Below are 21,620 nucleotides of genomic sequence, written 5' to 3'. Positions count from 1 at the left end.
TATACGGCTAATCACCTTATTGATATATCAAGGGTGATGGCCAGCGTATACTGGTGTGCGGATGAGGTCAATAGTGGGCCCCATAGGAGAGGCGGAACGGTGGCGTTTGAAGCTTTGGCGGCGACTGAGGCCGGAGGTTCGAGGTCGTTGGCCGACGTGGCCTACGAGCGGATACGTGACAGCCTGCTCACCTTGGAGATCCGGCCCGGGGATCCCCTTTACGACGAGGGAATCGCCAAGGAACTCGGCATCGGGCGCACTCCCGTCAGGGAAGCGCTGAAGCGGCTTGAAGTGGACCGGCTCGTGGTGACGTACCCACGCCGCGGCACGTTCGCCACGCGTGTGGAGGTTACGGACCTCGCCTTCATCTCTGAGATCCGCGCGCAGCTTGAGCCCCTTGCGGCTTCCCGTGCCGCCCGTGTGGCCACCACGGCGGTCCGGGACCGTCTCCGCCTCATCGTGGAGGAGGTTGAGGCCTTCGATGTGAACCGTGCGTCCGTCGTGGAGACCCTGCGCCTGGATGCCAGGGTGCACCAGGGCATCTACGCCGCTGCGGCGAACCCGCACCTGGAAGACGCCCTGATCCGCTACGACAACCTGGCAACGCGCATCTGGTGCATGGTGCTTGACCGCCTGCCGAACCTTTCCGGCCATGTCCATGAGCACGTCGAGCTGCTGAATGCGGTGATTGACGGCGACGAGGCCCGCGCCGCGGAGATGGCCCGCGCCCACGTCGACGGCTTTGAAAAGGCCGTGCGGACAGCCCTGTTTGCTGCCTGAACGCATTCTGCCTACTGCCCCAAAAAAGTGTCCCCGTCGTTCAACACGACGGGGACACTTGCTGTAAGGGGACCCGCGGCTAGCGCCACGTCTGCTGGGACGCGATGAGCTCCCGGGCCTCCTCTTCCGTATCCACGCTCGGCATGGAGCCCGGCAGCGGCCGCCGCGCGGACTCGCGGAGGAAGTAAATGGCGATCGCGCCGATGACCGAGGTGCCCATCAGGTAGTAGGCCGGGGCCATGTCGTCGCCAGTGGCCTCAATCAGGCCCTGGATGAAGAAGGGTGTCGTCCCGCCGAAAATTGCCACCGAAAAGTTGTAGGCGATGCCCATGCCGCTGTAGCGGCTTGAAGTGGGGAACAAGGCGGGCAGCGCCGAGGCGAGGTTAGCCACGTAGAACGTCACGGGGAAGGCGACCAGAGACAGGCCCGCCAGCGTGGACCAGACCTCGCCGATGCCGATCAGGGTGAATGCAGGGACGGCGAACAGGACGGTGCTTCCGGCGCCGATCCACAGGACGGGGCGCCTTCCGATGCGGTCGGAGAGCTTGCCGGTGAGAGGGATGCACAGGGCCATCACCACCAGTACCGGGATGGTCAGCAGCGTCCCGTGGACGGGGTCATAACCCTTGGACTCGGTGAGGTACGTCGGCATGTAGGACGTCAGGGCATATCCGACGGTGTTGGCTGCGCCGGCGAGGATCATGGCCAGCACGATCGGACGCCAGTACCTTGCGATGAGGCTTACCGGACCCTTGGCGACGGCTGCATCGCCGGCGGCGGCCTTCACGGCGGCCGACTCCTGCGCGTCCAGGGCTGCCTGGAACTGCGGGGACTCCTCGATCCTGTTCCGGAAGTAGATGGCTATGAGACCCAGGGGGCCGGCTACCAGGAACGGCAGCCTCCAGCCCCAGTCCTCCATGGCGGCTTCCCCGAGTGTGACCTGGAGGACCGAGACGGTGGCGGCGCCCAGGGCGAACCCGATGTAGGAGCCCATGTCCAGGAAGCTGGCGAAATATCCCCGCCGCTTGTCGGGGGCGTATTCGCACACAAACGTGGTGGCACCGGCGTACTCGCCGCCCGTGGAGAAGCCCTGCACGAGCTTCAGGAGCACCAGCAGCGCGGCCGCCCAGACGCCTATTTGCGCATAGCCGGGCAGCAGGCCGACGGCGAACGTGCTGGCCGCCATCAGCATCAGCGTGGCCGCAAGAACCTTCTGGCGTCCCACCTTGTCGCCCAGCCAGCCGAACACGACGCCGCCGATGGGGCGGGCGATGAAGGTGGCCGCAAATGTCCCGAGCAGGAACAGGGTCTGGACGGTCCTGTCCGCTTCCGGAAGGAAGACCGGACCCATGGTGGTGATCAGGTAGCCGAACACGCCGACGTCGTACCACTCCATGGTGTTGCCTACGACTGTGCCGCCGAGGGCCTTCTTCAGCATCCGCTGGTCCACGACGTTTATGTCGGAGGCCGTGAGCCTGCGGGCAACCTGTCTATCTTTGCTGCTTTGCTCGGTTGTGACATCACCTTTGATTGTCATAAGGGGTTCCTTACTGGGTATTGGCGGGTTTCTCGTGCAGGCAGCTGCACGTCACCCGCGGACAGGTTCGGCTGGTCCTCGGTTCCAGGGCCAGGGGAGGCGCCGTCCAGGACTATGACTTTCTATATGGGACCCGCAGTGCGGCGGGGGCAGGTCAAGGGATCCAATGCGAAGGATGGGCCCGCGCGCCTGCGGCTAACGCCGCACCGGGAGTGGCCTCACCGGCGGGCAGGGCATGGGCGCGAAGCACCGTGTTCGTCAGGAGGTGCGTGAGCACGTGGGATCCTCTCGTGTTCCGCAATAATCAACAGGGTTCGGTTTATGCAACAGAGTGCGTCAGCTCACAGTCAATGTCAAGAACATGACTTTCGCCGCCTGGGCCGCGCCGCCGACGGGGAATCATGACCTGCCCGTTTGGGTAGGCGCTACCGCCCGTTCATGGCATTGCGCACCACCCGGCCTGCGGAGGACGATGGAAGGCAGCGTGTTCGGATGAGACCGGCGCCGCAGGGGGCGGCGCTTCGAAGGGTCCGATACCCGCCTATATCCCTGCCGCCCGGCCCATCTTCCCCGGCCGCTCCCGGCAACAGCTTTCCCCCAAAGGAGTTCCGTGTCTGCAAATCCGATTCGTGTAGCTATCGTCGGCGTGGGCAACTGTGCCGCTTCGCTGGTTCAGGGTGTCCATTACTACCGGGATGCCGACCCCCAGGCCACGATTCCGGGTCTGATGCACGTGGAGTTCGGCAAGTACCACGTCAATGATGTGCAGTTCGTTGCCGCGTTCGATGTGGACGGCAAGAAGGTCGGACATGACCTGGCCGACGCGATCCTGGCGAGCGAGAACAACACGATCAAGCTGGCCGAGGTCCCGCCGACCGGCGTGACGGTGCAGCGCGGACACACCCTGGACGGGTTGGGCCGGTACTACCTGGAGACCATCGAGCAGTCCACCGAGGAGCCGGTTGACGTGGTCCAGGCCCTGAAGGACGCGCAGGTTGACGTGATGGTCTGCTACCTGCCGGTCGGTTCCCAGGAAGCGGCCGAGTTCTACGCCCAGGCCGCGATCGACGCCGGCGTGGCGTTCGTGAACGCGCTCCCGGTGTTCATTGCCGGCACCAAGGAATGGGCCGACAAGTTCACCGCCGCCGGCGTGCCGATCGTGGGCGATGACATTAAGAGCCAGATCGGTGCCACGATCACGCACCGCGTCATGGCGAAGCTGTTCGAAGACCGCGGCGTGACCCTGGACCGGACGTACCAGCTGAACGTCGGCGGCAACATGGACTTCAAGAACATGCTCGAGCGCGACCGCCTCGAATCCAAGAAGATCTCCAAGACCCAGGCCGTGACCTCCAACGTCGAGGCGGAGCTGTCCGCGAAGGACGTGCACATCGGCCCGTCCGACTACGTGCAGTGGCTGGATGACCGCAAGTGGGCCTTCGTGCGCCTGGAGGGCCGGAACTTCGGTGACGCGCCGGTGTCGTTGGAGTACAAGCTGGAGGTGTGGGACTCGCCGAACTCGGCCGGTGTGATCATCGATGCGATCCGTGCGGCGAAGATCGGCCTGGACCGGGGCATCGGCGGTCCGCTGCTCTCGGCGTCGAGCTACTTCATGAAGTCCCCGCCGGAGCAGTTCAACGACGACCTCGCCCGCGAAAAGGTCGAAGCCTTCATCCGCGGCGACCTCGACCGCTAAAACACCCTTCCTCACCTCCCGCAGGTTCTAACCGGACGCGTCCTCAGATCCTGCCGGGTCTGATAGAACCCTTCCTCACTTCCTGCCGGTTTGATAGGACCCTTCCTCAGGTCCTGCCGGGTCCGGCGCGACGCTTCCTCACTTTTGACCAGTCTGTCCCGACGCTGAAAGCCCATGACTTACGCCGCCATGGCTTGTAAGGTCAGGGCACCAGCTTCAAGGTGAAGTGCTCAGTGGGTGCTGAATTAAGGAGAGATCATGCCCGTCGACGATGAAATGCAGGTCCTGGGGGAGTGGTGCGAGCAGCTGGCGAGGGCGTTGCGGATCCCTGATCTCGACGTCGATCAGGAGTTGCTGCTGGATCTGGCGAGGAAATCCGCGGATTCAGTAATTCACGCCGCTGCACCGGTGACTGCATTCATGGTGGGATATGTCGCCGGCCAGGAAGCTGGCCGCGAGAATGCCGGCTCTCAGGGCTCCAGGAATGCGACAGCCCGAGGTGCGGAGATCGCTTTCGAGCTGTGCCGGAACTGGACGGACAGCAAAGGCGCTGGGCTCGGCGGTGCGACGCCGCATTAGTCAGTCCGTCTCAGGGCAGGAGCAGAAAAAGCACCCGTAATCGCAGTCATCCAAGGTGCGCTCTTCGTCTGTTTCCACTTTTACATCTGCCGTTGCGGCCGCCGATGGTGCCATGAGGGGTGCCTTTCGTAGTTTTGGAACATGCTTGTCGGGGGCGGAAAGTCAGCCGCCCGCGAAGGGCGGGAGGACGTCGAGTACGTCCTGCGGCTCAAGTGTGATTGAACGGTCGCGGACTGCCACTTCGTTCCGGAGGAAGCTGCTCCTGGACAGAAGCCGGCTGAGCTCCGGGGTCCCGGCAGGCGGCGTGGGGCGGTTGGCCGCGGCGATTTCGGACAGGAGGTCATCCACTGTTGACCCCGGGGTGAGGTCGTAGTGTTCCTCTGTGGTGCCGGCGGCGGCTGCGGCCGCGGCAAAGTAACGTACCAGCACTGCCACGTCAGCCTCCGATCGCGCTCATGGTGCGGTCCGGCTGCACGAAGTCGTCTGCATCCAGCCCTGTCTGTTCCCTGCCGTGTGCTTTCGGCTTGGCCCACATCGCGTTCTCCCATTGTTGTGCCAGCTCGACGTCGGACGCGCCGTCCCGGAGGAGGCCAAGGAGGTCGAACTCCTGGCGGGAGAAGAGGCAGCTCATGATCGTGCCCTCGGCGGTGATGCGGGTTCGGCGGCAGTCCGAGCAAAATGGCTCTGTGACCGAGGCGATGATTCCCACCGTTCCCAGAACCGGGCCGGCGGCGCCTCGCGCCGCCGTTTCGCGGTGCTGAACGCGGAAGCGTTCGGCAGGTGCGCCGTCCCTCTCCCGCGGATCGCGGGAGAGCACGAACCGGGCCTCCAGAATCTTCCGGATTTCCGCTGCAGTGATCATTTCGTGCCGGGACCAGCCATGGTCGGCGTCGAGCGGCATCTGTTCGATGAACCGCAGCTCATGGCCGCCCTCAAGGGCCCAGTCGAGCAGGTCCGGCGCTTCGTCGTCGTTGATGCCGCGCATGAGCACGGCGTTGATCTTGACCGGACCCAGGCCTGCGGCGGAGGCAGCCTCAACGCCGGACAGCACCCGGTTCAGGTAGGGGCGCCTGGTGATTTTGGCGAAGGTTTCTTCGTGCAGGGAATCAAGGGAAACATTGATCCGCGTGAGTCCCGCATCCTTCAACGCCTGGGCTTTCCTGTCCAGCCCCACGGCGTTGGTTGTCATGGAGATCGGAAGGGCGGGGTGGCGGGCGCGGAGTGCGCTGACGATGTCAACAAGGTCGCCGCGGACCAGCGGTTCGCCGCCCGTCAGGCGGAGTTCCCTGACGCCGAGATGCCCGACGCCGATCCCGACGATCCGTACGATCTCTTCGGCGGTCATGACGGCGGGTTGGGGGAGCCACTCCAGGCCCTCCGCGGGCATGCAGTACGTGCAGCGTAGGTTGCACTTGTCCGTCACAGACAGCCTCATGTCGGTGGCCCGGCGGCCGAAGCGGTCGAACAGCCCTGAGGGCTGCCCTGCCGGCCGCCGTTGCGGTGCCGGCAAAAGGCTTGTTCTGGGGGTTTCCTTGCGCAGAACAGGCAAGCCCAGCTGGACGGTCATGAGTTTGTGTTTCCCTTCCCGGGGCGGCGTTTTAGTGGAGATTCAGTGTCAAAGTTTGGGGGAGTGTAGAAGCGGCCGGACCCCGGTACTACCGGGATCCGGCCGCGCTTTATTCAGTGTTTGCCGTGTCTAGTGCAGTTTTTTCCCGTCGGGATCAAGCTCATCCTTGGCGCAGCGTTCATCACATTCGTGCTTGGTCACCAGATCGAACTGGACGCCTCCGTGCTTTTCAACCCCGCTCCGGATGGAGCGTTCGACGACGGATGTAACCAGCCGGCTCCGCAGTGACAGCGGGTCCCTGCGAAGGTCCCTCGTGAGGGCAAAGCACATCAGGAACATCACGATGACGAACGGCAGGGCAGACACGATGGTTATCCGCTGCAGTCCGGAGAGTGCCTCTGCGGGCTTGTCGCCGCCGGCCAGCAGCATCACGGCCGCGACGGCACCGGTGAGGGTACCCCAGAAGATCACAACGCCGCGGCGGGGTTCTTCAGCACCGTTGGAGCTGAGCGAGCCCATCACGATGGAGGCCGCGTCGGCACCCGTGACGAAGAAGATGGCTACCAGGACCATCGCAAGGATGGAGACCGCGGCGGCAATCACGCTCGGCAGGGACAGGTGGTGCAGCAGGTCGAAGAGGGCGCCGTCGAAGGAAATCGAGGGCGTTCCATCCACGATCTTGGCCAGGCCATCGCCGGTGTCCGGGGTGGCATCCGCCGTCGACTGGATGTTGATGGCGGCGCCGCCGAAGATGCCGAACCAGATCACGCTGACGATGCTGGGGACCAGCAGGACACCGGTGACGAACTGGCGGATGGTGCGGCCGCGGCTGATGCGGGCAATGAACAGGCCGACGAAGGGCGTCCATGAGACCCACCAGGCCCAGTAGAAGATGGTCCAGCCGGACATCCACGTACGCAGGGCATCGTCACCGACGGCTTCGGTCCGGGACGCCATCTCGGCGAGGTCGCGGGCGTAATCGCCCACCGCTGCCGGGATCAGGTTCAGGATGAAGAGTGTGGGCCCGGCGACGAACACGATGACGGCCAGGACTGCGGCCAGGACCATGTTGATGTTGGACAGCCACTGGATGCCGCGGCTGATTCCGGACACTGCCGAGGCCACGAAGCAGGCGGTGAGCACGGCAACGATGACAACGAGCACGGGGGTGGCGAGCTGGCCGCCGATCCAGCCGTTCGAGGCCATGCCGCTGCCGATCTGCAGGGCCCCAAGTCCGAGCGACGCTGCCGTTCCGAACAGCGTGGCGAAGATGGCCAGCATGTTGATGACCTTGCCGAGGGGGCCTTCCACCCGCTTGATGCCGAACAGGGACGTGAAGACCGTGGAAATGAGCTGCTTGCGGCCCAGGCGGTAGGTTCCATAGGCCATTGCAACGCCCACCACCGCGTACATGGCCCACGGGTGCAGGGTCCAGTGGAAGATGGAGGTTGCCATCGCGGTCTGGACGGCCGCGGGCGTCTGGCCGTCAACCGTGCCCGGCGGCGGGGAGATGTAGTGGTAAAGCGGCTCGGCCACGCCGTAGAACATCAGGCCGATGCCCATGCCGGCCGCGAACATCATCGACACCCACGACACCATCGAATATTCGGGCTTTTCCGCGTCTTTGCCCAGCGGAATGTTTCCGAAGCGGCTGACTGCCAGCCACAGTACGTAAACCACGAACAGGGAGGACAGGGCTACGAACAGCCAGCCGGTGTTTTGCATGACCCAGTCAAGGACCACCTGGGATGTGGCGGACAGGTTGTCCTTGCCGGCGAAGCCCCAGATCACAAAGGCCAGCGTGAGCAGTCCGGCGACGCCGAAGACTACCTTGTCGATGCCTCCCTTCTGGAACAGAAGGCTGCTGCGCCGTGCTTCTTCATGTTCTGATTCGGTTTCCCGGAGGGCCTGAAGAATTTCCAGGTCATCCTGAACTGGTTCCCGTTCCATGGCCGGTTCCACCCCCGAGGCCCGACCGTCTTCACTGCTTTCATCGATAGTGACGTCACTATTGATTGTCATAAGGGGTTTCCCTATCTGAATTTGGGGCGGCCCAGCTGCCGTCGGCGGTCAGGCCGGCAGCAGGTTGGTCCGTCCTCGGACTCGATTGTCGCCGTCGACAATCTTGGTTACGTGTATGCGGAGCGGCGGTTCCGCCGGGGGAGGGCGTCGGAACCTCTTTTTAGGTGCCGTTCCGCGATAATCAACGCGGTTCGTCTACAGCAACAGAGTGCTCTAGCTCACACGCGATGTCAAGAGATTTCCGTTGGTTTCGTCACTTATTGACAGTGGATATGAGATGCACCACGCTGTTGCTTATCGTGACTTTCGTTGCGCATGAAGCAATTAAGGAAGAAGTGATTTATGCAGACGCTTGCGGTTGTGGGAGCATCGTTGGCCGGTCTTTCGGCGGCCCGGGCGGCCCGCGCTCAAGGCTTCTCGGGACGGCTGGTCATCATCGGCGATGAGCATCACCGTCCCTATGACAGGCCGCCCCTGTCCAAGGACTTCCTGCTCGGCACCATTACGGCCGAGGACCTCTTCCTCGAGACCGACGACGACGGGCTGAACGCCGAGTGGCTGCTGGGCGGCGGCGCCGTCGGACTCGATGCAGCCTCACGGACCATCAGCCTGCATGACGGCCAGACTGTCTCTGCAGACGGCATCGTCATCGCCACCGGTGCCCGCGCCCGCCAGATCCCCGCCCTTGCCGGCCTGGACAACGTCTTCTATCTGCGGACCATGGCCGATGCCCAGGGATTGACACCCAGGCTGGTGGCCGGTGCCCGCATGATTGTGATCGGTGCCGGTTTTATCGGCGCCGAGGTGGCCTCCTCCGCAGCCTCCCGCGGGCTGGACGTAACCATGATCAACAACGGCGCGGTGCCCTTCACCGCCCAGCTCGGCGAGGACATGGGGTCAGTGGTGGCTAAGCTGCACGCGGCCAACGGTGTGAACCTGGTCTGCGGCACCGGTGTCGCGGAGTTCCACCGCAACGGAAACAGCGCGACGGGCCTCCGTTTGGCGGATGGCCGTGAGCTGGCCGCCGACGTCGTGGTGGTGGGCATCGGCGCTGAGCCGAATGTTGAGTGGCTCGCGGGTTCCGGCGTGGAGGTCGACGGCGGTGTGCTGTGTGATGCGATGGGGCGCACCAACGTGCCGGGCATCGTGGCGGTGGGCGACTGTGCTGCCTGGTTCGATGCGGCTGTCGGCAGGAACCGCCGGGTGGAGCACTGGACCGGTGCTCTCGAGCGTGCCGCCCTGGCGGTGCAGGCGCTGCTGGACGGTGACGCCCCGGCGCAGCCGTTGAAGCCGCCGTACTTCTGGTCAGACCAGCATGGCGTGAAGATCCAGTTCGCCGGCCACTCGGCCGGCTACGACCGCCTGGAGATCGAGGCGGGCGATCCCCAGGAGCACAACTTCCTCGCGGTTTACTACCGTGGTGAGGACCCGGTGGCTGTCCTGGGCATGAACCAGCCGCGGCTCTTCACCAAGTGGCGCAGGAGCCTCGCCGTTCCAGCGCCCTCCCAGGAGGCTCGGGACGGCGTGGCTGCGGCCACCGTGCCGTAGCCGGGAAGGTACCGCTGTCCGACCTGTAACCGCTGGTTGAGCCTGTCGAAACCCGACAAGCTCAACCAGCGGTTTTTTAGCGCCGCGTGTAGCCCATGTTGGAGCTGATCTTCTGTCCGGCCTGGCCCAGGCCCTCGATCAGGCCGGGCGTTTTCTCGGGGTCGAAGCGGAACGCCGGTCCGGAGATACTGACTGCGCCGATCACCGTTCCGAGGTGGTTGTAGACCGGCACCGCCATGGAGTTCAGTCCGATTTCGAACTCTTCGAGGACCACTGCGTAGCCGTCATGGGCGACGTCGATCAGCTGCTTTTCGAGTTCGTCGCGGTTGGTGATGGTCCGCTGTGTCCGGGCAGGCAGCCCCGTCTCGTTCAGGATGCGCTCGCGTTCATCAGCCGTCAGCGCTGCCAGCAGAACCTTCCCGCTCGAGGTCGCATGCAAGGGCGTCAGGCTGCCCACCCAGTCGTAGGTTGCCAGGGTGGAAGGCCCCATGGCCTGGTCCACGTTGACGGCGTAGTTGGAGCGGAGGACGGCCAGGTTGACGGTCTCCTTGAATTCCTCCGCCAGGTTTTCGAGGACATCGCGCGCTTCCCGGACCAGGCTCAGCCGGCCGGGAATCGAACTGGCCAGGCGGAGGATGCCGAAACCCAGCTGGTACTTTCCCCGTTCACTGTTCTGGTGGACGATCTCCCGGGTCACCAGGGAACCGAGCAGCCGGGACACAGTGGACTTGTGGATGCCCATTTCCTCGGCGATTTCGCTCACGCCTGCATGCCCGTCGCGGGCGAGGATCTCCAGGACCGCGAGGGCCCTGTCAACGGACTGGACACCGCCCGCCTGGCCGCCTTCGCCGTCGGCATCGGGTTCAATGACATTGTTCGAAGCCATGACCTAACTTTATGCGGGAAGTGTGACGGAGCTGACATTTCGTTAAGCCCGACGGCGGGAATCAGCGGAGGGCAAGGCGCATGAGTACCCGCGGGAAGCCGGTAAGGACGCTGTCGGTGTCGGCGGCTTTGGTGAAGCCCGCCGCCTCGAAGAGCTTGCGGGTGCCCACATACGCCATGGTCAGATCCACCTTCCTGCCCTGGTTGTCCACCGGGTACCCCTCGACGGCGGGCGCACCGTAGGAGCGCGCGAAGTCGACAGCACCCTGCAGCAGCCGGTGGGAAATTCCCTTGCCCCGGTGCCCGGGCCGGACCCTGATGCACCATACGGACCACACGTCCAGGTCGTCCACGTGGGGGATCCGCCGGTTGCGGGCGAAGCTGGTGTCGGCGCGCGGATGGACACCTGCCCACCCGACTGGTTCGCCGCCGTCGTACGCCAAAACCCCAGGCGGAGGATCCTGCGCCAGCAGATCCCGGACCAGCTCCCCACGGGCTGTGCCCCGCAGTTCAACGTTCTGTTTGGACGGGATGCGGTAACTGAGGCACCAGCAGACTGTCGCATCGGGCCGTTTGGGTCCCACCAGCGCTTTCACGTCCTCGAACTGCGTTGCCGGACGAACTTCGATCGCCATGCCGCCACCCTGCCACCGGTTGCGGGCGGGGGCAAGCAGCGCCGGAAGGGCCCGCGGCAGGGAATTCGCTCAGTGCAGCCCGTTGCTGTGTGCCATCGCGATCGCCTCGGTGCGCGATGTGGCCCCGAGCTTGCGGTAGATGTTGCGGAGATGGAACTTCACGGTGTTCTCGCTGAGGTGCAGCTTCGCGGCTATCCCCCGGTTCCGCTGCCCGGCGGCCAGCAGCTGGAGCACTTCCAGTTCCCGCTCGCCCAGGTCCCAGGCGGCGGCGTCGGGCAGTTTGCGCCCGGGCGGGTCCAGCGGCAGGGTGACGGCGACGTCGGCGCCCCAGCCCTGCATCAGGTCGATCGTCATCCGGCCGGCCAGGACCTCCACCCGCTGGTTCAGGCGGGTGATGCTGGGGGCGTCGGCGGACAGGTTGCCCATCCCGTCGTCGCGGACGTTGATAAGGAGGTTCTCGCCGTCGCAGTCCCACTGGGTGCGGATGCGGCGCACGTCGGGCTGCTCCACCATGGCGAGCACAAGGCCCCGCACGATGGCCCGGGCAGCATGCGCCACCTCCCCGGGAAGGGCCCTGCCGTTGACCGGCGGTTCGATGAATTGGACGTCGATGCCGCTGAAGTGCGTGAGCGGGCGGAGGTCCTCGCGGAGGCGCTGGAACGCGGTGGCAACCGGTTCCTCAACAAGTTCGGTGGTGCGGTCGTTGAGCGTCCGCAGTTCCACGAGGGCCTTGGCGGCGACGTCGGTGGCGGACTTGCGCGCGGCGTCGTCGGCCAGGGCGGGGGAGCGCAGCGCGGCCAGCAGGGTCTCCAGAGTGGTTGAGTGCCGGTCCACCAGCTCCGCCGTCACCCTGACCCGTTCGGCTGACGCCGCGCGGGACTCAATGAGGTACGACGGCGGTGCATCCGCCACCTTTTCGCGGATGCGTTCGGCGGCGAGGTTCCACAGGTAGCGGACCAGCCCCGGCACTTCCAGTTCCGCCGGAGCCTCACCGCGTTCGCCCGCCGCCGGCCGCGGATCGACCAGTACCAGCAGCGCGTTCGTGGGCGACGGCAACGCAAGGACCGGGCGTTCCTGCCCTCCGATCAGTGCCCGCCCCTGCCAGGCTTCGTGCCCCGCCAGCAACTCCCTGACCGCGTCCAGTTCCGCGATCGAAACTTGGCTGATGACAGACTCATCACCCGATTTCTTCTGCGGCCGGCCGGTGCAGTCTTCCGTAAAAATCACAAGTGCGCTGCTGGCCACGTACGGGAGGGTGGCCACGTGCAGCCGCTGGGCAATCTCGGTCAGCGAAGCCGTGGACAGGCGCTCGATGGCCGCCAGCAGCGGCCCTACGCCCTCAGGCGTCTCCGGGAGGGATGCAGCTGTGGTGGCTTGGGTGGGAACGGACACCTGTCCATTGTATAAAAATCGCGGCCGTCCCCTATCCCTTTGGGTGGGAAAGACCGTCCGATCATGTCGTAGCGCCCACCCGCCCGGCATTCGAGGATGGAACCAGGGAGAAACCGATCCTGAAAGACCTAATCGAACAAAGGAAGAAACATCATGAAGCTCCAGGTTGCCATTGACCTCCTGACCACCGAAGCTGCCCTCGAACTGGCCGGCAAGGTTGCCGAGCACGTTGACATCATCGAACTGGGCACCCCGCTGATCAAGGCCGAAGGCCTCTCCGTCATCACCGCCGTGAAGAACGCCCACCCGGAAAAGATCGTCTTCGCCGACCTGAAGACCATGGACGCCGGTGAACTCGAAGCCGACATCGCCTTCAAGGCCGGCGCCGACCTGGTCACCGTTCTCGGCTCCGCCGACGACTCCACCATCGCCGGTGCGGTCAAGGCTGCCAAGGCCCACAACAAGGGCGTCGTCGTTGACCTGATCGGCATCGAGGACAAGGTCACCCGCGCCAAGGAAGTCCGTGCCCTGGGTGCCAAGTTCGTCGAGATGCACGCCGGCCTGGACGAGCAGGCCAAGCCCGGCTTCGACCTGAACGGTCTGCTCAAGGCCGGTGCCGAGGCCCGCGTTCCGTTCTCCGTGGCAGGCGGCGTGAAGCTCGCCACCATCGGTGACGTGCAGAAGGCCGGCGCTGATGTCGCCGTCGCCGGTGGCGCCATCTACGGTGCCGAGGACCCGGCACAGGCTGCGAAGGAACTCCGCGCCGCCATCGTCTAAGGGTCTTTCCGCAACAAAGGATCCTTCGCAACACGGGGCTGACTTCAGCCCACCCGCGCGGCGGTTCCCACTAACGGTGGGGGCCGCCGTCGGCGTTTAATACGATCCCTTCCGAAAGGCCGGCCTGCCGGCGGCTGCGGCACGTTCCTATTCGCGGTCCTCCACCGGCTCAGGATCGCCGGTCCAGGCTGCCCAGTCCCGGGGGTCCACCGAGGGCCTGCCCAGGAGGTAGCCCTGGCCCCTGGTGATTCCCTGTTCCATCACCGCCGAGAGTTCCTCGCGGGTTTCGATCCCTTCCGCGGACAGCGTCGCGCCGGTCTGCTCGGCCAGGGCGAAAACGAAGGGGGCCGTGGGCGGCCCGTCGCCCGCGGCGGCGGCGCCGCAGAGAAACTCGCGGTCCACCTTGATGATGTCCGGGAGCAGATGCAGGATCTGCTTGGCCGAGGTGGCAGCCGGTCCGGAGCCGTCAACGGCGAGGCGCACGCCGTGCTGGCGCAGGGGGCTCAGAACCTCGGCGAGGGCCGACAGTTCCCGGTCGGCGATGTCACCCATGATCTCAATGACCATTCTGTCCGGGGCGACGGCCCCGCCCAGCATCAGCGCCTGGACCCGGGGGTCGGCGCAGGCGGCGGGGCTCAGGTTGAACGACGCGAAAAGCTGTTCCGGAATCTCGCCGGCTGCAGCCAGGGCGAGGTGGAGGGCGGCGATTTCCAGGTCCGGCCCCAGCCCCAGGTCCGCTGCTCCCCGGAACCAGACGTCTGCGCTTGTCCCTTCATGGCTCACGAACCGCGACAGCGCCTCAACCCCGATCACTTCTCCGCTTGCCAGCAGCCTGATGGGCTGGAACGCGGTCAGCAGCATCCTCGGGACATGTTCGGAAGTCTCCTCCTCATGGGAGGAATCGGGCACGTTCCTCGTGCTGATCAGATGGTGCAGCAGCGCCTGTTCAGGGTCATCCATATGCGCCGCCAGGAGGTCAAGCAGCTGCTCCCTGGCCCACGCCTTCTTCGGGTCAGAATCGGCCAGGACGTCGCTGATGATCTCCAACACCTGGCGCCGAAGCGTGGCCCGGTCCACGTTGGAGAACAGCTCCGGTGTCAGCTCACCGTCTCGAGGCGACTCGTCCATGGCCTTCACACTACCCCTCAGTAGGTGATGCCGCGATCGAGGTTATGCGATCGCCGTGCATCTTACGCAGGTCACTGCATCGGGGGCAGGAACATGACTGCATAGATTCCCAGCAGTGCCAGGACGATCACGCTGGCAGCGAGGGTTGCCGCGGATGCGGTGTCTGGAGGCACCTGTCCCCGGTTTATGCCCTGGACGGCCCGCCGGAACCGGCGCTTTCGGGTCAAGTGAGTGGTCCAGGCGGAGATGGTGGCGGCCGCTATCAGGACACTCACGAACCAGCCGTGGTGCGGGAGCCATCGCAGGAAGATGGCCGCGGAGACCACGAGGGCCAAGGCAGTGCGTCCCCATGCCAGGTCCGTGCGTTCGGGCTGCAGTCCGGGGTCGCAGTGGCTGGTGACGGATCGTTTCGTCGGCATGGTCAGAGGGGTTTCACCAGGACGAAGCCTGCCATTGCGACCGCAACGAGGGCGGAGCCCGTGGCAAGGATTGGTGCAATCCAGGGCAGGGGCAGCGGCGTTTTGTGGCGCATGGAGCGTTCTATGTTGAGCCAGCGGAAGAAGGACCCTCCGCCAATCGTGAGAGCCAGCACGAGAAGGAGCAGAGAGACGGTCTTGCGGAGTTCCGGGCTGAAGAAGTCGGCCATGAAAGCCTCGACGGCGACTCCGCCGGCGAGCAGGGCCAGGGACGTGCGGATCCAGGCGAGGAATGTGCGTTCGTTGGCGAGGGTGAACCGGGGATCTGGTTCGGCTCCCCCACGCAGTATCCGGGCGGTAAGACTGCGGCGCTGACCGGTGGGCGGTGTGGTTTGAGTCACGTCGGGTTCTTCCTAGTGGGCGGCGACGGTGCGGAAGCCGAGGTTGCCGGAGGAGGACTCGGGAGTGTTGAAGGTCCGGGCGGACACGCGGTAGCGGTTGCAGTACGAGTCGTGGCAGAGGTACGAGCCGCCTCGCATGACGCGTCCTTTGCCGACGGTGGGCCCTTGGGGGTTTTCGGTGGGGGAATTCCGGTAATACTTGGGCAGGAACCAGTCGTTGCACCATTCCCATACGTTGCCTGCCATCTCGTACAGGCCATAGCCGTTGGGAGGGAAGGACTTTACGGGGGCGGTACCCAGGTGGCCGTCCTCTTGTTTATTTGCCGTGGGAAAGGCGCCCTGCCAGATGTTGCAGCGGTGTTCCCCGCCGGGGGTTAGGTTGTTCCCCCAGGCGTACCGCATCCCGTTCAGGCCGCCGCGGGCGGCGTACTCCCATTCGGCTTCAGTGGGCAGGCGGCGCCCCGCCCAGGCGCAGTAGGCCAGGGCATCGTGGTGCGAGACGTGCACGACCGGGTGGTCCGGTACTTCCTTCCAGTTCGACGACGGCCCGGTGGGGTGCGCCCAATGCGCGCCCCGGATCTCCAGCCACCAGGGTGACCCGGTGGCCGCACCGAGGACCTCGCCGGCTTTGGCCGTGGACAACAGATGGAACACGGCGGAGGACCCGTACAGTTCCGCCTCCGTCCGGTAGCCGGTGGCGGCAATGAACGTCGCGAACATGGCGTTGGTTACCGCTGTCGAATCGATTCGGAACCCGTCCAGCCGCACCTCATGGACAGGTGTCTCGCCGTCCGACGGATACCCCTCGCCAAAGCCGTCACCCATTTGAAAGCATCCACCCGGCAGCTCGATGTCACAATGCGCGGCGGGCCCGGAACGCGGTGTGGAATGTGCCTCCTGTCCGCTGGCGGTTTCCGCCGGCCCACGTTCCCGGACCGGCGCACAGCAGCCCTTGTTCGGGGCCACTGAGTGTGCCCCCTCGGGAAAAGCAGGGGCTGGGAGGTTGTTCGTGAACAGATTCATTTCCTCGGTTTCGTTAGTTTTTCGTGTCCGCCGGTCAGATGACTATGGCCGGCGGACACAAACCGGTTCCGTGCGGCTACTGGTGGGCCAGGGCGATGCGCTGGCGGTCCGCGGCCGTGAGGTGGTGTTCTGAACCGTCGTCGGTAAGGTCGATGCGGACGGAGTCAATGGTTCCGGTGAAGGCGTTCTTCACCGGGAGATAATCGTCGGTGACCGGCGTGCCGCGGTCGACCCCCACGTTGAGCGTCTCATCGAAGGAGAAGTAGTACGCGGTGGTCTGCTCCACCCGGCCCTTGCCGACGATCCTGCCGCCGGCAGCCAGCCGGACTTCGCCCCCTTTGCCGATGCCGCCGCCGTCGTACTGGAACTCTAAGGTGAGCTCCTGCGGTCCGGCTTCCAGCCGCTCCTCCGAGCGCACCGTGTAAAGATCCCGGCCGTAGCAGTTGTGGGCGTAGCTGAGGTGCCCGTCCACCACGTACAGGGACCAGCCTCCAAACCGTCCGCCCTGGGCAATAAGGACGCCGTCGCCGCCGCCTTCGGGGATGTCCACCCGGGCCGTGACGCTGTGCGACCTGTTCTTCACGTTCAGGGTCGTCTCTTCCGTAAAGCGCCCCATCCCGGCCCGGTATGTCACCGAGGTCCTGCCGCTGAACAGGTCGATCCGTCCGGCAACCTCCGGGTTCTCCCGCTCGGTGACACGGTCGTCGAGGGGAAACACGTTGTACTTGCTGGCTTCGATCAGGAACAGCTGCTGAAGTTCGCGCAGCTTGTCCGGATACGTTTCGGCGAGGTCGTGGGCCTGGCTCCAGTCGCTCCGGGTGTCATAAAGCTCCCACACGTCCTGGTCGAAGGCCGGCAGCCCTTCGGGCACCATTTGCCAGGGAGTGCCGTGCCGGGTAACCGCCGTCCACCCCTCGTGGTAGATGCTGCGGTTTCCGCACATCTCGAAGTACTGTGTCCGCCGTCGGTCCTCGGCGTCGGGATCGTTGAAGGTATACAGCATACTGGTGCCCTCGATGGGTTGCTGCCTGACGCCGTTGACCAGAACGGGGTGCGGGATTCCGGCTGCTTCGAAGATGGTGGGGGCAATGTCGATGACATGGTGCCACTGGTGCCTGATTCCGCCGCCGGATTCGATACCCTTTGGCCAGCTCATGATCATGCCGTCCCGGGTTCCGCCGTAGTGCGAGGCCACCTGTTTTGTCCACTGGTAGGGCGTGTTCATGGCCAGCGCCCAGCCGACCGGGTAGATGGCGTAGGTGGTCGCGTCACCCAGCGCGTCGATCTCCCGGGCCATGGTTTCGGTGCTGTCCTGAAAGCCGTGGCCCACCAGGTGCTCACGCATGGTGCCTTCGATGCCGCCCTCCCCTGAGGCGCCGTTGTCGCCCAGAAGGTAGATGAACAGGGTGTTGTCCAGCTGATCCATTTCCTTCAGCGCGTCCACGAAGCGGCCAACCTGGCGGTCCGTGTGTTCGGCGAAGCCGGCGTAGGTTTCCATGAAGGCCGCGGAAACGCGGCGTTCCGTGTCGTCGAGTTCGTCCCAGTGCGGCACGACGTCGGCCCAGGGGCCGAGCTCGGCGGATTCCGGGACGATGCCGAGTTCTTTCTGCCGGGCAAGGGTGGCTTCCCGCTGGGCATCCCAGCCCTGGTTGAAGCGGCCGCGGTACTTGTCCTTCCACTCCTTGCCCACATGGAAGGGGCCGTGCGTGGCGCCAAAGGCAATGTAGCTGAAGAACGGTTTTTCCGGCGTGAGCGTCTTCTGCGTGCGGACCCAGTCGATGGCGTGGTCGACGAGGTCTTCGGAGAGGTGGTAGCCGTCTTCCGGCAGCCGGTCCGGTTCCACCGGCGTGGTTCCGTCGAAGAGCTGGGGATACCAGTGGTTCATTTCGGCGCCCATGAACCCGTAGAACTTGTCGAAGCCTTCACCGATGGGCCAGCGGTCAAAGGGCCCCGAGGGGCTGACTTCCCGTGGAGGGGTCTGGTGCCATTTGCCGAACGCGGCCGTGCTGTAGCCGTTGTGGCTGAGCGTCTGCGCGATCGTGGCGGCACTGGCAGGGCGGAAGCCCGTGTAGCCGGGGGCGGAGGTACTCATCTCGGTGGTCACCCCCATGGCGACGGAGTGGTGGTTCCGGCCGGTCATGAGTGCCTGCCGGGTGGGGGAGCACAAGGCCGTAACGTGGAAGCGGCTGTAGCGGAGGCCGTCGTCGGACAGTCTGTCCGCCGTCGGCATCTCGCACGGCCCACCGAAGGCGCTTGAGGCACCAAACCCCATGTCGTCGACCAGGACGATCACGACGTTGGGCGCGCCGTCAGGCGCCCTCAACGGAGCCACCGGCGTGAACCCGGCCTGCTGGTCATGGATTCCCATGGCTGTGGCCACGGTCCGGTTCCGCTCCGGGATGGGAAGGATTTCGCGGATCTCGGTCATTTGCTCGTTGCTCCTTGTGGTTCTGTCGCGTGTGGTTTTGGGGACCGGCTCTTGAGGGCGGCTCAGCGCCCCGCGGTGGTCTTACTGGCGGCGGTGAGGACCGGCGCCGGATGAGGGGATGCCGGCACCACCCCGGTTGCGCCGGTCTCCTCCAGGGAGCGGTTCCGTGTCTCCTCAGCCCAGGCCATGCAGGCGAGGAAACCGACGAATGTGATGCCGGCGCCGATGTACATCGTCGTCGACGTGCCCAGGGTGGAGAGGGAGAGCGGGACCAGGAAGGTTCCCACGGCCGCGCCAAAGCGGGTCAGGGCAACGGCCATTCCGACGGCGGCAGCGCGGATGCGGGTGGGGAAGAGCTCGTTGGGGTAGGCCCATTCGAGGATGCTGGGGCCACCGGAGAACAGTGCGTAGAGGCAGAAGAACCCTACGATGATCGGACCCGGGGCGTTCGTCCACGCTCCCAGTGCGAGCAGCGGGAGCACCATCAGGCCGAAGGACCAGATGATGGTCTTGCGGCGTCCAATGCTGTCGAGCATCCGCATGGCCGGCAGGCAGCCGATCGCGAACACCAGGTTGATGATGGCTGTGCCGAGGTTCGCTTCATTGCCTGACTCCATGCCCAAAGATCCGAGCAGCTGCGGACCGAATGTCAGCAGGGCAAAGAGCGGCACGATCGCGCAGGTGAAGAAGACGACGATGAACACCATCCGCCGCAGGTAAATGCCGCGGAAGAGGTCGGCAATCCTGCCCCGCCCTTCGTCCGCCAGGGGCATGGAGCCGGCCAGTTCGGCGGCCGTGACTTTGGTGTCGAGGGTGGCCTCAATGACCCTGCAGGCCTCTTCGACGCGCCCCGCACCAACAAGCCACCGCGGTGATTCCGGCGTGCCGACACGGAGCAGGAAGACGATTGTTGCCAGTACGGCGGCCGTGGCGAGCATCCAGCGCCAGCCGTCCTCACCCATCACCTCGTTGATGAGGTAACCGACAAGGTAGGCCAGGGACGCGCCGATGTACCAGATGATGATGACCGCGCTGAACATGCGGGCGCGCCGTTTGGTGGGAAGCCACTCGGAAAGAAGCGCTGTGGCAATGGGATAGTCCGCGGCGATGGCTGCACCGATAATAAAGCGCAGGAGGATCAAGTGCCATGCTTCCGTGGCGAAGATTGAAAGTACGGAGGCAATGATCAGGACCAGCAGGTCGAGGGTGTACATGGGTTTGCGGCCGATGCGGTCCGTCAGCGGCCCGCAGATCAGACCGCCGAAGAACATCCCGATCAGTGAAGCGACGCCAATCATGGCTTCGGTACTCGCGGGCAGATGCATGTCTTTGGTGATGCCGGGAAGAGCGATGCCGACAATTGCCAGCAGGTAGCCGTCGAGCAGGGGCCCTCCCGAGCAAGCAACGATTAGCTTGCGGTGGAAGCCGCGAATCGGGGCCTCGTCTACTGATCTGAAACTCATGGGATCCTCACAATCACTTTCGGTGGAGTAGGAATGGCATAGCGCGGGCGAAAGCCTGTTTGAAAGACACGCGTCGTTGCCGTGTCTTGCGGATCGGCTGCTCCGGGGTCCCGCCTCGTTTGGGAAGTACAGGGTCGATCAGGGGCTGGTCGGAACGGAGAAGGCAGAGGGTCCAGTTGCGGTAGGAGCAACATTGAATCCCATATGCAACAAGTCTGGTGTGCGCCCTCCGCACTGTCAATAGGTTTTGTGGCATAAATCACGGTCGATTTGTTGCGCTGTGCGCACGTCGCGGATCCGATTGGTGATGTTCCTGCCGGAGGCGCGCAGCCGTCCGGCCGTGATGCGCCGGAGCCGGCGGCATTTCAGGGCGGCGGATTCGTCTGCGAAAATGAGGCATGCTGTCTCACAAAACGCAGGGACCTGATTTCGCGGCGGACGGGGAGCCACAGGCAAGCCTGCAGTCTGTTGAGCGGGCCATAACGGTGCTGAAGATCCTTGCCCGGACGGGCGGGGCAGGGGTCAGCGAGGTGGCTGAGGAAATGGGCGTGCACCGGTCCACGATTTCCCGGCTGCTGCGTGTGCTCGAAGCCCGCGGAATGGCGCAACAGAACACTGGACGCGGCAAGTACCAGCTGGGGCTCGGGATCCTGCAGCTCGCAAATTCCATACCGGTGCGGCTCAATCTCGTCCGCGAGGCCCGGCCTATTCTCGAAGCACTCGCCGCCCAGACCGGGGAAACGGTCAACCTTGCCGTCCTTAGTTCCAACTACGTCGTGAATGTCGACGAAGCCATGGGGCCGTCCACGCTGGCCACCCAGGACTGGATCGGCAGGCTGACCCCGATTCATGCCACGTCCAGCGGAAAAGTCTTCCTTGCGGCCATGGACGCCGCCGAACGGAGCCGTGTCCTCGGCGAGACAGGCATGCCACCCACAACTCCGAGGACCATCACGTCGAGGCAGAATCTTGAAGAACAGTTGGCTGAGGTGGCCGAAGCAGGCTATGCGACCGTATATGGCGAACTTGAGCTGGGGCTGAACGGCATAGCCACGCCGGTGTTCGGCCATCACGGGACCGTCCTGGGCGCCATAAGTGTTTCGGGACCCGAATTCCGGTTCGACCCCCGCAAATCACGCACCCTGGTCCAGGAACTCAAGCATTCCGCCCGGGAAGTCAGCCGGAGGATGGGGCACACCGAAGAGTGAGGCACCCGGGTCCGCCGGCGGGGTTCACAGCCTCCTGACAGTTTCCGAACAGCGGCGCCTTAACGTGATCCCGGATCTTTGAGGAAGGGGGCTAGGACAGAGGCCCTTCCGTTCACAGCCGTATGGCACGGCCGA

19 protein-coding genes are annotated in these 21,620 nt (G+C 64.8%); 6 read left to right on the top strand and 13 right to left on the bottom strand.

Annotated elements, in window-relative coordinates; genetic code table 11:
• Positions 1-99 precede the first annotated feature (99 nt).
• Complete coding sequence (locus ACFUTU_RS16100; protein ID WP_377965988.1) at positions 100-780, top strand: GntR family transcriptional regulator; 681 nt, start codon at positions 100-102, stop codon at positions 778-780.
• Between the two features lie 79 nt (positions 781-859).
• Here ACFUTU_RS16100 and ACFUTU_RS16095 read toward each other — a convergent pair whose 3' ends face one another.
• Positions 860-2,317, bottom strand: a complete 1,458-nt coding sequence (locus tag ACFUTU_RS16095; protein WP_377965987.1) for an MFS transporter — start codon at positions 2,315-2,317, stop codon at positions 860-862.
• Between the two features lie 610 nt (positions 2,318-2,927).
• On the opposite strand from ACFUTU_RS16095, the gene ACFUTU_RS16090 reads away from it, so the two are divergent.
• Both ACFUTU_RS16090 and ACFUTU_RS16085 read left to right on the top strand, forming a co-directional pair.
• The gene (locus ACFUTU_RS16090; RefSeq protein WP_377964666.1) at positions 2,928-4,013 is read left to right on the top strand and encodes an inositol-3-phosphate synthase; all 1,086 of its coding nucleotides are present in this window, start codon (positions 2,928-2,930) and stop codon (positions 4,011-4,013) included.
• A 258-nt stretch (positions 4,014-4,271) separates the two neighbouring features.
• Positions 4,272-4,592, top strand: a complete 321-nt coding sequence (locus tag ACFUTU_RS16085) for a DUF6457 domain-containing protein (protein WP_377965985.1) — start codon at positions 4,272-4,274, stop codon at positions 4,590-4,592.
• 162 nt (positions 4,593-4,754) lie between these two features.
• Here ACFUTU_RS16085 and ACFUTU_RS16080 read toward each other — a convergent pair whose 3' ends face one another.
• From ACFUTU_RS16080 to ACFUTU_RS16070, 3 genes are all read right to left on the bottom strand, one after another.
• Positions 4,755-5,021, bottom strand: a complete 267-nt coding sequence (locus tag ACFUTU_RS16080; protein WP_377966004.1) for a MoaD/ThiS family protein — start codon at positions 5,019-5,021, stop codon at positions 4,755-4,757.
• A 7-nt stretch (positions 5,022-5,028) separates the two neighbouring features.
• Positions 5,029-6,159 carry a GTP 3',8-cyclase MoaA gene (gene moaA / locus ACFUTU_RS16075; protein WP_377965983.1) on the bottom strand — a complete coding sequence of 377 codons (1,131 nt, stop codon included), beginning with the start codon at positions 6,157-6,159 and terminating at the stop codon, positions 5,029-5,031.
• 129 nt (positions 6,160-6,288) lie between these two features.
• Positions 6,289-8,181 carry a BCCT family transporter gene (locus ACFUTU_RS16070; protein ID WP_377965981.1) on the bottom strand — a complete coding sequence of 631 codons (1,893 nt, stop codon included), beginning with the start codon at positions 8,179-8,181 and terminating at the stop codon, positions 6,289-6,291.
• A gap of 342 nt (positions 8,182-8,523) precedes the next feature.
• On the opposite strand from ACFUTU_RS16070, the gene ACFUTU_RS16065 reads away from it, so the two are divergent.
• Positions 8,524-9,729, top strand: a complete 1,206-nt coding sequence (locus ACFUTU_RS16065; RefSeq protein ID WP_377965979.1) for an NAD(P)/FAD-dependent oxidoreductase — start codon at positions 8,524-8,526, stop codon at positions 9,727-9,729.
• 76 nt (positions 9,730-9,805) lie between these two features.
• Here ACFUTU_RS16065 and ACFUTU_RS16060 read toward each other — a convergent pair whose 3' ends face one another.
• The 3 genes from ACFUTU_RS16060 to ACFUTU_RS16050 all read right to left on the bottom strand — a co-directional run bounded on the left by ACFUTU_RS16060 (position 9,806) and on the right by ACFUTU_RS16050 (position 12,641).
• The gene (locus tag ACFUTU_RS16060) at positions 9,806-10,615 is read right to left on the bottom strand and encodes an IclR family transcriptional regulator (RefSeq protein ID WP_377965977.1); all 810 of its coding nucleotides are present in this window, start codon (positions 10,613-10,615) and stop codon (positions 9,806-9,808) included.
• Positions 10,616-10,676: 61 nt separating this feature from the next.
• A complete protein-coding gene (locus tag ACFUTU_RS16055) occupies positions 10,677-11,249 on the bottom strand; it encodes a GNAT family N-acetyltransferase (RefSeq protein ID WP_377965975.1) in 573 nt (190 codons plus the stop codon).
• A gap of 69 nt (positions 11,250-11,318) precedes the next feature.
• Positions 11,319-12,641, bottom strand: coding sequence for a LuxR C-terminal-related transcriptional regulator (locus tag ACFUTU_RS16050; RefSeq protein WP_377965973.1), 1,323 nt, complete (start codon positions 12,639-12,641; stop codon positions 11,319-11,321).
• A 153-nt stretch (positions 12,642-12,794) separates the two neighbouring features.
• Between ACFUTU_RS16050 and hxlA the strand changes: the two genes are divergently transcribed.
• On the top strand, positions 12,795-13,418 hold the full coding sequence (gene hxlA, locus ACFUTU_RS16045) for a 3-hexulose-6-phosphate synthase (RefSeq protein ID WP_377965971.1): 624 nt from the start codon (positions 12,795-12,797) through the stop codon (positions 13,416-13,418).
• A gap of 147 nt (positions 13,419-13,565) precedes the next feature.
• Here the strand turns inward: hxlA and ACFUTU_RS16040 are convergent, their stop codons facing one another.
• From ACFUTU_RS16040 to ACFUTU_RS16015, 6 genes are all read right to left on the bottom strand, one after another.
• Entirely contained in the window at positions 13,566-14,546 is a 981-nt protein-coding gene (locus ACFUTU_RS16040) for an EAL domain-containing protein (protein WP_377966002.1), read from the bottom strand.
• A 71-nt stretch (positions 14,547-14,617) separates the two neighbouring features.
• Entirely contained in the window at positions 14,618-14,965 is a 348-nt protein-coding gene (locus ACFUTU_RS16035; RefSeq protein WP_377965969.1) for a DUF202 domain-containing protein, read from the bottom strand.
• Positions 14,966-14,967: 2 nt separating this feature from the next.
• Complete coding sequence (locus tag ACFUTU_RS16030) at positions 14,968-15,363, bottom strand: YidH family protein (protein ID WP_377965967.1); 396 nt, start codon at positions 15,361-15,363, stop codon at positions 14,968-14,970.
• Between the two features lie 12 nt (positions 15,364-15,375).
• Positions 15,376-16,386: a formylglycine-generating enzyme family protein gene (locus ACFUTU_RS16025; protein WP_377965965.1), complete on the bottom strand. Its 1,011-nt coding sequence runs from the start codon at positions 16,384-16,386 to the stop codon at positions 15,376-15,378.
• Between the two features lie 76 nt (positions 16,387-16,462).
• Positions 16,463-18,814 carry an arylsulfatase gene (locus ACFUTU_RS16020; RefSeq protein ID WP_377965963.1) on the bottom strand — a complete coding sequence of 784 codons (2,352 nt, stop codon included), beginning with the start codon at positions 18,812-18,814 and terminating at the stop codon, positions 16,463-16,465.
• A 62-nt stretch (positions 18,815-18,876) separates the two neighbouring features.
• Positions 18,877-20,277, bottom strand: a complete 1,401-nt coding sequence (locus tag ACFUTU_RS16015; RefSeq protein WP_377965961.1) for an MFS transporter — start codon at positions 20,275-20,277, stop codon at positions 18,877-18,879.
• Positions 20,278-20,675: 398 nt separating this feature from the next.
• Here ACFUTU_RS16015 and ACFUTU_RS16010 point away from each other — a divergent pair, with 398 nt between their 5' ends.
• Positions 20,676-21,485, top strand: a complete 810-nt coding sequence (locus ACFUTU_RS16010; RefSeq protein ID WP_377965959.1) for an IclR family transcriptional regulator — start codon at positions 20,676-20,678, stop codon at positions 21,483-21,485.
• Positions 21,486-21,620: the final 135 nt, after the last annotated feature.

It is taken from the genome of Arthrobacter sp. NPDC057388 (genome assembly GCF_042668165.1).
Taxonomy (GTDB): domain Bacteria; phylum Actinomycetota; class Actinomycetes; order Actinomycetales; family Micrococcaceae; genus Arthrobacter.
This window is presented reverse-complemented; position numbering and strand designations above follow the sequence as displayed.